Origin of the sequence: Halobaculum sp. EA56, from assembly GCF_051195075.1 — an archaeon.
GTDB lineage: Archaea > Halobacteriota > Halobacteria > Halobacteriales > Haloferacaceae > Halobaculum.
In genome coordinates this window covers 347151-359134 of record NZ_JBNTJX010000005.1, presented here as the reverse complement: position 1 = coordinate 359134, position 11984 = coordinate 347151, and the positions used below count along the sequence as shown (strand labels likewise).

12 protein-coding genes are annotated in these 11984 nt (G+C 73.5%); 8 read left to right on the top strand and 4 right to left on the bottom strand.

Features of this window, described 5'->3' with window-relative positions:
* Positions 1-97: 97 nt before the first annotated feature.
* The 7 genes from ACQUQ1_RS11485 (at position 98) to ACQUQ1_RS11455 (ending at position 7543) form a co-directional block, all read left to right on the top strand.
* Positions 98-1267, top strand: a complete 1170-nt coding sequence (locus tag ACQUQ1_RS11485; RefSeq protein WP_435064466.1) for a branched-chain amino acid ABC transporter permease — start codon at positions 98-100, stop codon at positions 1265-1267.
* Entirely contained in the window at positions 1260-2372 is a 1113-nt protein-coding gene (locus tag ACQUQ1_RS11480; protein ID WP_435064437.1) for a 3-oxoacyl-ACP synthase, read from the top strand. Before ACQUQ1_RS11485 ends, ACQUQ1_RS11480 begins: the two co-directional genes overlap by 8 nt.
* A gap of 81 nt (positions 2373-2453) precedes the next feature.
* Positions 2454-2876, top strand: coding sequence for a hypothetical protein (locus tag ACQUQ1_RS11475; protein ID WP_435064436.1), 423 nt, complete (start codon positions 2454-2456; stop codon positions 2874-2876).
* A 104-nt stretch (positions 2877-2980) separates the two neighbouring features.
* Complete coding sequence (locus ACQUQ1_RS11470) at positions 2981-4249, top strand: acyl-CoA dehydrogenase family protein (protein ID WP_435064435.1); 1269 nt, start codon at positions 2981-2983, stop codon at positions 4247-4249.
* Positions 4249-5544 (top strand): hypothetical protein, encoded by a 1296-nt coding sequence (locus ACQUQ1_RS11465; protein ID WP_435064434.1) that lies wholly within the window; start codon positions 4249-4251, stop codon positions 5542-5544. Before ACQUQ1_RS11470 ends, ACQUQ1_RS11465 begins: the two co-directional genes overlap by 1 nt.
* Complete coding sequence (locus ACQUQ1_RS11460) at positions 5526-6977, top strand: hypothetical protein (RefSeq protein WP_435064433.1); 1452 nt, start codon at positions 5526-5528, stop codon at positions 6975-6977. Before ACQUQ1_RS11465 ends, ACQUQ1_RS11460 begins: the two co-directional genes overlap by 19 nt.
* Positions 6974-7543 (top strand): adenylyltransferase/cytidyltransferase family protein, encoded by a 570-nt coding sequence (locus tag ACQUQ1_RS11455; protein WP_435064432.1) that lies wholly within the window; start codon positions 6974-6976, stop codon positions 7541-7543. The genes ACQUQ1_RS11460 and ACQUQ1_RS11455 overlap by 4 nt, the downstream gene beginning before the upstream one ends.
* Positions 7544-7590: 47 nt before the next feature.
* Here the strand turns inward: ACQUQ1_RS11455 and ACQUQ1_RS11450 are convergent, their stop codons facing one another.
* Both ACQUQ1_RS11450 and ACQUQ1_RS11445 read right to left on the bottom strand, forming a co-directional pair.
* A complete protein-coding gene (locus tag ACQUQ1_RS11450) occupies positions 7591-8172 on the bottom strand; it encodes a hypothetical protein (RefSeq protein WP_435064431.1) in 582 nt (193 codons plus the stop codon).
* The gene (locus ACQUQ1_RS11445; RefSeq protein ID WP_435064430.1) at positions 8169-9131 is read right to left on the bottom strand and encodes an ABC transporter permease; all 963 of its coding nucleotides are present in this window, start codon (positions 9129-9131) and stop codon (positions 8169-8171) included. Before ACQUQ1_RS11445 ends, ACQUQ1_RS11450 begins: the two co-directional genes overlap by 4 nt.
* A 138-nt stretch (positions 9132-9269) precedes the next feature.
* On the opposite strand from ACQUQ1_RS11445, the gene ACQUQ1_RS11440 reads away from it, so the two are divergent.
* Positions 9270-10610 carry an ABC transporter permease gene (locus ACQUQ1_RS11440; protein ID WP_435064429.1) on the top strand — a complete coding sequence of 447 codons (1341 nt, stop codon included), beginning with the start codon at positions 9270-9272 and terminating at the stop codon, positions 10608-10610.
* Between the two features lie 43 nt (positions 10611-10653).
* Here the strand turns inward: ACQUQ1_RS11440 and ACQUQ1_RS11435 are convergent, their stop codons facing one another.
* Complete coding sequence (locus ACQUQ1_RS11435; protein WP_435064428.1) at positions 10654-11223, bottom strand: HalOD1 output domain-containing protein; 570 nt, start codon at positions 11221-11223, stop codon at positions 10654-10656.
* 193 nt (positions 11224-11416) lie between these two features.
* A complete protein-coding gene (locus ACQUQ1_RS11430) occupies positions 11417-11926 on the bottom strand; it encodes an Lrp/AsnC family transcriptional regulator (RefSeq protein WP_435064427.1) in 510 nt (169 codons plus the stop codon).
* Between the last annotated feature and the right edge of the window lie 58 nt (positions 11927-11984).

The following is an 11984-nucleotide window of genomic DNA, read 5'->3' as shown; positions in this document are numbered from 1 at the left end:
GGCCGCCGCCGACGACGGGATCGCCTGGTACCGCCAGTACGCCGAGGACCACCTCGTCCACCTGGTCGTGGTGCTCGCGTTCGCGGCGTACCCGGGCGTGTACACGCTGCTCGTGAACTCGCCGCTGTCGGCGGAGTTCACCGCGCTGCTGCCGCGGATCGAGACGCTGGTGGTCGTGCTGTTCTTCGCGCTGTTCGCGATGTCGTTCGACTTCGTCAGCGGCTACACGGGCTACCTCTCGTTCGGCCACGCCGCCTTCTACGGCACCGGCGCGTACCTGGTGGTGCTGGCGGCGAACGGGAAGCTCCCGCTGCTCGGCCCGGAGACGCCGTACATGCTCCTGCTCGTGCTCGCGGGGCTCGCGGCCGCCGTCCTCGCGCTCGCCATCGGGAGCGTCTCCTTCCGGCTGTCGGGGGTGTACTTCGCGATGATCACCCTCGGCTTCTCGCAGGTGCTGTACGTGTTCGTGCGCGACTGGGACTTCGTGAGCTCGGCCCCCCGCGACGGCGTCGCCGTCACCGGAACGAACGAGGGGTTCCGGATCGGCGTCCCCGGCGTCGACCGGCTCTCGGTCGCCATCGGCCAGCTGACGGGCGCTTCGATCGAGGGGCTGCTGGGGTTCATCGACCTGTCCACGACGGAGGTGTCGTTCTACGCCGTCGGAGCGGTCGTCCTCGCCTGCTACCTCGCGATGCAGCGGCTCGTCCACTCGCCGTTCGGGCGGACGCTCATCGCGATCCGCGAGAACGAGGAACGCGCCCGCGCCGTGGGGTACAACACCTACGTGTACAAGCTCGGCGCGTTCGTCGGGTCGGGCTTCTTCGCCGGCGTCGCCGGCGCGCTGTTCGCGGGCTTCCGCCGCTCGGTGACGCCCGAGAACGGCTTCTACTTCCTCGTCGCCGGCGACGCGCTCCTGGCGTCGATCATCGGCGGCTTCGGGACGCTGGCCGGCCCGCTGTTCGGCCACCTGTTCGACGAGACGGTCAGGGAGTTCCTCTCGAAGGAGGGTGGCGGGGGCGGCCTGCTCCCGTACCTCCGCGCGAACGTCGGCGACGCGACGCTGGCGACCGAACTCTACAACGGCCTGACGGTCGCGGAGGCCATCGACACGTTCCTGAACGGCCACGCTGCGCTGTACGTCGGGCTCATGTTCGTGCTGTTCGTGCTGTACGTGCCGAACGGCCTGCTCGGCACCCTCCGGGACCGACTGGGCGGCAGACTCGCGAAGGCGGCCCCGCGCCACGTCCGGCGGTGGTTCGATGGCTGAGGGAGACGCCGGCGGCGACGCCCGGGATCCGGCCGACGGCGGCGACGCGTCCCCGGAGCCGGACGGGTCGGGGTCGCCCGGCCGCCGGGTCGGCCTCACGGGACTGGCGACGTACGTCCCGGACGAGGTAGTTACGGGCGAGGAGATCGCCGCCGAGAGCGGCATCCCCGAGCGGGTGGTCACCGAGAAGATGGGGATGCGCGAGAAGCACGTCTGCCCGGCCGACGACGACCACGTGTCGGACATGTGCGTCGCCGCCGGGAGGGACGCGCTGGCGGACGCCGGCGTCGACGCCGCCGACCTCGACCTCGTCCTCTATCACGGGAGCGAGTACAAGGACCACGTCGTCTGGTCGGCCGCCGCCGACGTGTGCGAGCGCCTCGGCGCCGAGGACGCGTACGCCCACGAGTCGTACACGCTGTGTGCGGGCGCGCCGGTCGCGCTCCGCCACACGGCCGCACAGATCCGCGTCGGCGACCTCGACCGCGCGCTGCTCGTCGCCGCGAGCCGCGAGGAGGACCTCGTCGACTACGGCGACGAGGACGCGAGCTTCATGTTCAACTTCGGCTCCGGCGCCGCGGCGACGGTGCTGGAGGCGGACCCGGCCGACGACCGCACGCGCGCGGTCGTCCGGGAGTCCGCGGCGACGACGGACGGGAGCTTCTCCCGCGACGTGGTGATGCCGGCGGGCGGGTCGGCGCGGCCGCCGAGCCACGGGACGGTCGACGCCGGCGAGCACGCGCTCACCGTCCCCGACCCGGAGGGCATGAAGGAGCGCCTCGCGAACGCGTCCGCGCCGGCGTTCCTCTCGGTCGCCGACGACGCGCTCGCGGCCTCGGGGTGCGACCGCGGCGACGTTGACTTCCTCGCGCTCACCCACATGAAGCGCTCGTTTCACGGGTACCTGTGCGACGAACTCGGCGTGGGCGAGGGCGGGAGCTACTACCTCGACGACTACGGCCACGTCCAGAGCGCCGACCAGGCGCTCGCGCTGACCGAGGGGCTGGACCGCGGGCGCGTCGACGACGGCGACGTCGTCCTGTTCCTCGCGGCCGGCACCGGCTACACGTGGGCCGCGACCGTGCTGGAGTGGGTCGACGGCTGACGACGGGCGCGGGCACCCGCGCGGGCGGCACCGCCCCCGACCGCCGACACCGTTAGCACGGTCGGCTTCCAACGTCCGCCGATGAGCGGCCCGGACGAACACTCGCATCGGCCCGACGTCCTCGACGAGGACGACACGGCGGACGGGAGCGATCCGCCCGACCCGCCCGAGGACGCGCCCGCCTACGTCGTCGACCCGCTCCGGAGACAGTCTCCCGAGCGCCTGCGAGCGATCGCCGAGTGGGCCGCGCGGCTGGCCTCGCACAAGGCGGCCCGCGGCGTCGACGCGACCGAGCGCGATCCCGACAGACAGCGCCGCCTGCGCGAGCGCGTCCGCGCGAGCGGTCACTCCGCGAACCCGGACGACTACGACGGCGTGCCCGAGCGGGCGTACGTCAGCGTGAAGGAGCCGCAGGAGGGGTACGAGTACGCCTACTGGCAGTGGCGGTCGGAGGGCGCCGACGCCCCCGACAGGAACGAGGCGATCGGTCCGCTGCGGGAGTGACGGGGGGACGTTCCACGCGGCGACACCGGCGGAACACCGGGCGACCTCGACGGACGGCCGCCGTCGACCGAACACTTATCCGGGCATCCGCGATGCGATAGCACATGCCGACGTTCCCGAAGGACGACGCGCTCGCGGGCGAGTTCACCGTTCCCGACGACGTCCGACCCGTCGTCGACCGCGTCGTCTCGTTCATCGAGGAGGAGGTCCTCCCGTACGAGGAGGAACACGCCGACGACATCGGCGGCCCGCTCGACTACCTCGACGACGACGGGCTGATGAAGCCCGAGACGCGGGCGATGCAAGAGGAGATCCGCGAGCGGAGCGCGGACGCCGGGCTGTACGCCCTCCACCTCCCCGAGGAGGTCGGCGGCGGCGGGCTCTCGAACCGCGAACACTTCTACGTGCAGGAGGCCGTCTTCCGCTACGGCACCGGCCACGGGTCGAGCGTCGCCCGCGCGATGATGGCCTGGACCGAGGGCCCCTCGCCCGCGCTGCTCCACCTCGACGAGGCACAGCGCGAGGAGTGGCTCGAGCCGCTCGTGAACGGCCGGGAGACGGCCTGCATCGGGATCACGGAGCCCGGGGCGGGGTCGGACGTGACAGCCGTCTCCACGACCGCAGAACGCGACGGCGACGGCTGGGTCCTGAACGGCGACAAGCGCTACATCACGAACGGCCCGTTCGCCGACACCGCACAGATCCTCGCGAGGGTCGAGGGCGCCGACGGCCCGGCCCACGAGACGATGGGGATGTTCCTCGTCGACACCGACAACCCGGGATACGAGGTCGGGCAGCCGAACCTCAACATCATGATGGACGGCATCACCTCCGACGTCCACCTGCGCGACTGTCGCGTCGACGGCGACCAGCTCGTCGGTGAGGTGGGCGCCGGGCTCCCGCTGGCGCTCTCGTGGGTGAACTGGCGGCGCGCCGGCCGGGCGGGGATGTGCGCCGGGATGGGGCGATACCTCCTCGACCGGATGCTCACGTACGCGAAGGAGCGGGACACGTTCGGCGAACCCATCGGAACCAACCAGGCCGTGCAGTGGCCGATCGTCGAGACGGCGACCGAGATCCACGCCGTGCGCGAGTTCGGGACGGCGCTGCTCGGCGCCTACGACGCCGAGGCGAGCCTCCACGACCTCGACCAGCCCGCGAGCGCGCGCCGGAAGCTCTCGATGCTGAAGTACTACCCCGAGGACCGGCTGTTCGACTGGGCCGACCGCGCGATCCAGGTGCTCGGCGGCTACGGCCTCATGCGCGCCGGCGGCGTCGAGCGCGTGTTCCGCGTCGCCCGGAACCTCCGCATCCCCGCGGGGACGACCGAGATCCAGAAGCGGACCATCGCGAAGACGCTGGGACTGGAGTGATGCGGGGGGCGGACCGGCGGATCCTGCTGCTCCTGCTCGACGGCGCGGCCGACCGGCCGGCGGCCGAACTGGGCGACCGCACGCCGCTGGAGGCGGCCGACACGCCGAACCTCGACCGGCTCGCGGCCGCGGGGATCAACGGCACGATGCACGTCGCCGACCCGGGCGTTCCCCTCTCCAGCGACCTCGCGCACGCGCGCCTGTTCGGCTACGACCCCGCGGAGCTTCCGGGGCGGGGCGTACTGGAGGCGCGGGGGTTCGGTCGCGACCCGGACCCGGAGAGCGTCGTCTGCTCGGCCTCGTTCGCCTCGTTGAACGGCGACGGGACCGTCGCCGACCGTCACCTCCCGGCGGACGCGGCCGACTTCCCGGCCCTCGCGGACGGTCCGGGCGTGGCCGAGGTGGACGTGCCGGGCGTCGAGGGGTGCCGCGTCTCGTTCGAGTACACGTGGAAGAACCGGGGACTGGTCACGGTTACTGCGGACACGGTGGTGTCCCCCGCGGTCACGGACGCGGACCCGTTCGCCGAGGGGCTGCCCGTCGTCGCGAGCGAACCGGTCGCGGACGCGGCCGACCCGGCGGCCGCCGGACGCACCGCCGAGGCGCTGCGGGCGTACACGCGGTCGACCCGCGACGCCCTCGCGGACGCCGATTCCGACGGGCCGGCGGACGTGGTGCTCTCGAAGTGGGCCGGGGCGGCGACGGGTCCCGAACCGTTCCGCGAGCGACACGGGCTCGACGGCGCCAGCCTGACGCCCAAGCCGGTGTTGACGGGGTTGGCGCGGACGGTCGGTCTGTCCCACGAGTCGCCGCCGGAGGGCTACGGGGCGCGTGCCGAGCGGGCGCTCTCGGCGCTCGACGAGCGGGAGTTCCTCCACGTCCACTACCCCGAGCCCGACGAGGTGTCGCACGCCGCGGGTCCGGCGGCCAAGCGCGACGAGCTCGCGGCCATCGACGCCTCTCTGGGGCCGGTCGTCGACCGCGCGCTCGCCGATCCGGAGCTGGTCACCGTCGCCACCGCCGACCACACGACCCCGAGCACCGAGGACGTGGTCCACTCGGGCGAGCCGGTGCCCGTGACGATGGTCGCCGAGGGGGTCCGCGTCGACGACGTGGACGCCGCCGGCGAGCGCCCCGCGGCGACGGGAGGACTGCGCGGGGTCGGGGGGCGAGACCTCCTGCGCGTCGCCCGCGCGGCCGCCGACCGCGTGCTGCTCGACGGCCTGCGGCGCACGCCCGCTGTCCGCGACTACCCCACGACGGAGGTGACGCCCCTGTGGCCGGAGACCGAGTGAGCCGGGACGACCGGGCCGACCGGACGCCCGCCGACGGGGCGGACCCGACCCGGTGCGGCTGCGCCGGGAAGACGCCGCTCCGACGGGTGGTGTTGCCCGCCCGCGACCGGGTCGCCGACGCGCTGGGGGGAACGAGCGTCGAACTCGGGGCGGACGCCGACGCGGCGGTCCTCCCGACGGCCGACAGTCCGACCCGGATCGAACGCGCGACGGAGGCGGTCGCGCTCGACGGCACCCCGCTGTCCGTCCCGTTCGACGACGGGGACGACGCCCACAGCGCGGCGGAGCGCGACCGATCGGCCCCCGTCGTGACCCTCGCGTGTGCCGTCCTCGGCGACGATCTCGCCGACCCGGACCGCCTCGGCGACGCGCTCGCGACGGCGTACGGCGGGCTCGACGGTCCCGACGTGCGGATCGGGAAGGGACACGCCGTCCAGGTCCCGGGGGCGAGCGGCGGTCGGCTCTGGGTCGAACACCTCCGGCCGGAACCGGACGCGGGCGGGGGCGCCGTCCCGGACGACGGGAGCGCTGCCGACTCGGACTACGAGGGGAGGGCGGTCGCCGCGAACGTCGACGCCGTACACGCGTTCCCGGTTCTCGACCCGCCGACGCAGGCGCGGATCGCCGTCCTGAACGCCCTGAACGACGCGCACGCCGTCGGCGCGACCGTCCGGCGGACCGTCCGCCCGCTGGTCGCGACGCCGCACGGCGGGGAACCGGAACCGGGCCGGGTCACGGGCTGGTATCGCGAGGGCGTGCCGGCTGACGTGACCGTCCTGCCGCCGTCAACCGTCTCGCACGACGGCGACGGGTGGCTGCTCGGCGCGAGCGTCGCCGCGGCGGGGGGTCACGTCGCGGAGGGCGCGACGCCTCCCGCGCTGCCCGGCGAGTGTGAGGTCCTCCTGACCCGCCCGCTCGGCGGGCTCGCGTGTTTCGCCCGCGGCGTCGTCGCCGGCGAGGGCGACCGACGCGAGCGCGGGCTGGCGGCGCTCCGCCGCGACACCCGACCCGTCGCCGAGGCGGTCGACTCGCTCCGACCGGCGTCGGGCGAGGCGTTCGACCCGGCGCGACACGTCGCCCGCGTCACTGACGTCTCCGGCGAGGGGATCGCCGGACTCGGCCGGCTCGCGGCGGCCGAGGGACGGTCCCTGCGACTCCGCCGGCTCCCGCTGCTGACCGGCGCCGAGGCCGCGGCCGAGGCGTGGACGGTCCCGGACGCGACCGTCGAGACGAACGGCCCGCTGGCCGTGTTCGCGGCGCCCGCCGTCCTCGGGGAACTGGCGGACGGGCTCCGCGGCGTCGACGGCGCCGACCCACGACGGGTCGGATCCCTCGACGAGGTGGGGCCGGCGATCCTCGACGCGACGGACGGCGCGCTCGCCCGCGCGGTGGAGCCGGCAGCGCGGTGGCCGACGGCCGGTGATTCGCGGTGACGACCGACGGACGCCCCGGCGGGCGGGTCGTCGGCCACGTCCACGGCCGGTTCCAGCCGTTCCACGACGGCCACCGCGCGTACTGCGAGTGGGCCGCCGGCGAGTGCGACGAACTGCTGGTCGGGATCACGAACGCCGACCCCGCCCACGTCGAGCGGGAGGCGGCCGACCCGGACCGCGACGACCCGAGGAACAACCCGTTCCGCTACCACGAGCGACACCGGATGGCCACCGACGCGCTCGCGGCGGCGGACCTGCCGGTCCCGGTCCGCGTCCTGCCGTTCCCCATCAACCGGCCGGAACTGTGGGAGCACTACGCCCCGGCCGACGCGCTCCACCTCCTGCGGGTGCTGGAGGAGTGGCACGAGGTGAAGGCGGACCGCCTCCGCGACCACGGGCGGGCGGTGCGGACCGTCGAGGCCGAGCGGACCGTGAGCGGTACCGGTATCCGCGAGTCGATGGCCGCCGGGAACGGCGCGTGGCGCGACGAGGTTCCCCGGGCGGTCGCCGCCGTGGTCGACGACATCGACGGCGAGGCGCGCGTGCGGTCGCTGTGGCGGGACTGACGGCGAGGGCGCCGGCGCGGTCGGGGGAGCCGTCCCCCGCCCCCCGATCAGAACTCAAGCGACAGCTCGACACCGACGGACAGCTCGTCGTACGGCGGTTCGCCCCCGAGTCGGGTGTTGTCGACGACGAGCGTGTACTCGCCGTGGGGGAGCCGCGTGTCGCGGAACAGCACCGTCGGGCCGCCCGCGGCGGAGGCGGCGGAGATGCCGTCGAGCGCCTCGCCCGCGCGGTACGCCTCGAACGCCTCCGCCGTGAGCGTGTGCACGTCGAGCGGGAGCGACAGGCGCTCCACGATGCGCCCGGACAGCAGTCCCGCCCCCTCGGACTCGGGCCAGGATATCGGGACGGCCGCGTACTGGCCGGGGCGGAGGACTGCCCGCCCCTCCAGGATGGTCCCCGGCGGGTCGCCGCGGGTCACGTCCCGCCACGCGTCGGTCGCCTCCGAGGGGGTGCCGCCGCCGAGGCAGCCGGCCAGCCCGGTCGCGGCCGCGGCACCCACGCCCGACACCGCCGCGAGGAAGCGACGCCGGTCGAGACGTGGCCCGGCGACCGCGTCGCCGTCGCGGTCTTCGGTGCCCTCCCCGTCGAGGTCCGCGGTCCCGTCGGGTCGGCCGTCGCGAGGCGTCATTCGTCACCCCCGTCCCTGGTCCGCGGGTCGACCGCGGCCGCGACGACGTCGCTGAGGAGGTTCCCGACGACGCCGACGACGACGACCACTGCCGTCCCGAGCAGCAGCGGCATGTCGCGTTCGATCGCCGCGTCGTACGACAGGCGCCCGATGCCGGGGATGTCGAAGGCGAACTCGATGACGTACACCGCGAGCACCAGCACCGCGAGCAGGTCGGTCACGAACAGCGCCGCGACGGGGGCGGCCGCGTTCTTCAGCACCCGCAGCGCGACCTGCCGTCCGGGGAGCCCCTTCGCGTGGAGGTAGCGGACGAAGTCGGCGCCGACCACCTCCCGCGTCTCCGAGCGGGTGTAGGCCAACTGGCTGGCGAACAGCGTCGTCGCCAGCAGGAGCGCGGGCGCGAGGAACTTCGTGAGCCACCAGCCCTGACCGATCCGGGCGGAGACGCCGGGGAGCGTCACCGCCCACAGGCACAGCGCCGCCAGCCAGAAGTTGGGGACGCCGAACGAGAGGTAGCCGCCCACGCGGACCAGGGCGGCCAGCCGGGTGCCGTCGCGGGCGGTCGTGAACAGCCCGCCGGCGACGCCGAAGACGACCGCCAGCAGGAACCCGGGGAGCGCGTACCGGAGGGTCCGCTCCAGGCGGTCGGCGACGAGCGCCGTCACCGGCGCGCCCAGCGTGAACGACACGCCCCACCGGAGGGTGACCATGTCGTACATGTACCCGAGGTACCGCTCGTGGAGCGGCCGGTCGAGGCCGCGCGCCTCCAGGTACGACCGCCGCAGCGCTGCCAGTTCCGACTCGTTCAGCTCCCCGCCGGAGGCGAAGGACGCGCCCGCGACGGCACCCTCGACGGCCGTATTCGGCGCGAGCGCGACGACCAGGAACGTCGCCGAGAGCCCCACGAGCACCGTGACGGCGGCGCCGGCGAGGCGCGCGAGGAGCCACCGGCGCCTCATCGGTCGCACCTCCGCGCGGGGGCCGCGGGGACTCGGTCCACGTCTCCCGTCCCTCGACCCGCTCACACCAAATTGTTTGCTGAAGCGACGAGTGCAGTTACCGCCGGATTTAGGTCGTCACCGCGCGCAGCACGGCCGATGCCCTCCGATCGGGACGACGGGTCCCCCGCCCCGGACGCCGACGCGCCGCGTCGGTTCGCCCGCGACGGCCACGGCGGGCCGGTCGTCCGCGGGTTCGGCGACGACGACCGCGCGACTGTCGGGAGCGACGATGGGAGCCCGGCGACCGAGGCCCGCGACGGGGAGGCCGTCGGACGCGTCGGCCGCGGGCCGAGAGCGGACGGGCCGGGGACGGACGAAGCGGACCGGGCGGAGGGACTCCGCTCCGCCCTGCCGGCCCGACACACGCTCGCGATGGCGGCGCTGGGGCTCGCGCTGGTCGCCGTCTTCCTGTACGACGTGTTCGTCGTCCACGTCTACCTCGTCGAGTCGTGGGAGTGGGACCCCACGCGCTCGGACTGGCTGTTCCTCGCGTCGCTGTGGCTGCTGGCGACGCTCGCGACGCGGGTCGTCCCGAACCGGGCGCTGGCCGAGCGGTACTGGTCGCGGATCCGCGACGACGGCGGTGCGATGGCGGCGCTTGCCGTCCTGGGCGCCTTCTTCGTCGTCGGGCTGGTCGGACCGCTCGCGGTCGGGTCGCCGCAGTCGCGGTTCCTGCTGGGCGGCCAGCCCCCGCCGCTGCTCTCGGTGGACGCGAACGCCGTCGCCAACTGCGCGGGGACGGTGTCGGCCGGCCGCTGCTGGGGGTCGCTCGCGTACCCCCTCGGAACGGACACGTACGGCTACGGGGTGGCGACGCTGCTCGTCGCGGGGACCCGGCTGGCGCTGTACGTCGCCGTCATCACCGCCGCCATCGTCGTCCCCGTGGGGGCGCTGGTGGGCGCGACCGCGGGCTTCTACGGCGGTCGCGTCGACCGCGTGCTGAGCCGATACATCGACGTGCAGCAGACGATACCCGCCGTCGTCGCGTACGTCGTGCTCGTGCTCGTCATCGAGAAGAGCCTGTTCATGCTCGTGCTCGTCTTCGGGCTGTTCTCGTGGGGCGGCGTCGCCCGCGTCGTCCGAGCGGAGACGCGACAGCGTCGGGACGCCGAGTACGTCCGCGCCGCCGAGGGGCTCGGCGGGACGAGGCGCTACCGCCTCCGGCGGCACGTCCTCCCGAACGTCTCCCACGGCGTCGTCACCGCCTTCGGCCAGCAGGTCCCCCTCCTGCTCGTGACGGAGGCGGCCATCGCCTACCTCGACCTCAACGCGATCGACCAGCCGTCGTGGGGCGCGCTCATCGCAAACGGCGTCGACTCGGGCGTCGTCGCGCAGTGGTGGGTCGCCGGCGCCGGGGTGGCCGCGCTCGCCGGGACGACGCTGGCGTTCAAGCTCGCCGCCGACGCGCTCCGGGACGCCCTCGACCCGACCGGGTGAGACGGGCGGCGACGGTCCGCCGGCGGTCCCGCCGTCGGCTCGGCTACACGATCTGCGGCGGGTGGACGACGACCCGGCCGTCGTCGGAGACGACGACCCGCAGCTCGTCGACCTCGAAGGAGACCCGGACGCGCCGGTCCTCCGCCCCCCGCGTCCCCTCGAGGATCGCATCGAGCGCGTCCGGCCCGACGAACGAGTACAGCGGCTCCGAGGAAGAGGAAGGATCGGTCCCCCGCACGTCGGAGACGGCCCGGATCACCGCGTCGGACGGCGACTCGTCCGGGCCGACGCGGTACGTGTAGCTCGGGTCGCTCGACCCCGTGCCGGTCCACACCGATACCTCCCCGTCGCTGCGCACGCTGACGACGTGGTCGTCGTAGTCGAAGGTGAGCCGGAAGGTCCCCCGTCGCCGCCGGACGAGCGCGTCGAGGACGATCGGGTCGAACACCGAGTCGATCCCCGGGCCCTCGTCGTCCGGCCCGTCGCGGACGGCCGAGACCGCCGCGTCGACGGCGTCGCTCGCGGACTCGGAGTCTGGGTCGAAACTGGCTCGGTACGGTTCCCTCGCCGGAGCACCCCGCCCGGCCGATCCCGCCGTGCGGTCGTCACCCATCGGGACCACGCGACCGGGGGTCGATCATGCCCGGACGTAGCGGGCACACCGGGAAATGACTTTCTTAACACCTCCAGTATGTGATGTCGAAATAGCAATATCCTCGAAGCTACATTGGCGTACTCCGACACATATCGGGACGAAAGAAGAGAATACACACGATATACTGCTCAATTAGCAATCTATCGCGGAGTCACTCCCCGAGATTCTCCGGGTCCAACCGGTCGTCGTCGTCCGCGTCCTTCGAGAAGTAGAAGTGGTTGAACGGCTGCGTCCGTCGCTGTCTCACGATCTCCGAGCTCTCCACCTCGACGCCGAGGTCGTGGATCGCGTCGGTGACCCGGACGACGTCGTCGCTCGTCCTCCCGACGACTTCCGCCTGGACGTTCCGACGTGCCGTCAGCAGTTCCCGGACGTCGACGACGCCGCGGACGTCCATGAGAGAGTCGACGACGTCTTCCCGCTCGGAGGGGTCGGCGGTGATGACGAACACGACGCGGAACGGGAGGTTCGCCCGCTCGTAGTCCAACTCGACGTGGTACCCCGTGACGATCCCGTCCTCCTCGAGCCGGTCGATGCGGTTGCGGACGGTGCTGGCGGAGACGCCGAGCTTGTCCGCGATCTCCTGTGAGGTCGTGTTCCGGGCGTCCACCTGGAGCATGTAGAGGACCCCCCTGTCGACGCTGTCCAGTTCGCGTGCCATGGTGGGGATTGCTGAAAGGGGTATAAGTCATCTGTGACTCGGGACCCCGCTCCACCCG

Bases quoted from the DNA above. Each gene is read 5' to 3' on its own strand.
- ACQUQ1_RS11480 (WP_435064437.1), top strand. From the start codon at position 1,260: ATGGCTGAGGGAGACGCCGGCGGCGACGCCCGGGATCCGGCCGACGGC.
- ACQUQ1_RS11430 (WP_435064427.1), bottom strand. From the start codon at position 11,926: ATGGCACGCGAACTGGACAGCGTCGACAGGGGGGTCCTCTACATGCTC.
- ACQUQ1_RS11450 (WP_435064431.1), bottom strand. From the start codon at position 8,172: ATGACGCCTCGCGACGGCCGACCCGACGGGACCGCGGACCTCGACGGG.
- ACQUQ1_RS11465 (WP_435064434.1), top strand. From the start codon at position 4,249: ATGCGGGGGGCGGACCGGCGGATCCTGCTGCTCCTGCTCGACGGCGCG.
- ACQUQ1_RS11435 (WP_435064428.1), bottom strand. From the start codon at position 11,223: ATGGGTGACGACCGCACGGCGGGATCGGCCGGGCGGGGTGCTCCGGCG.
- ACQUQ1_RS11475 (WP_435064436.1), top strand. From the start codon at position 2,454: ATGAGCGGCCCGGACGAACACTCGCATCGGCCCGACGTCCTCGACGAG.
- ACQUQ1_RS11440 (WP_435064429.1), top strand. From the start codon at position 9,270: ATGCCCTCCGATCGGGACGACGGGTCCCCCGCCCCGGACGCCGACGCG.
- ACQUQ1_RS11470 (WP_435064435.1), top strand. From the start codon at position 2,981: ATGCCGACGTTCCCGAAGGACGACGCGCTCGCGGGCGAGTTCACCGTT.
- ACQUQ1_RS11445 (WP_435064430.1), bottom strand. From the start codon at position 9,131: ATGAGGCGCCGGTGGCTCCTCGCGCGCCTCGCCGGCGCCGCCGTCACG.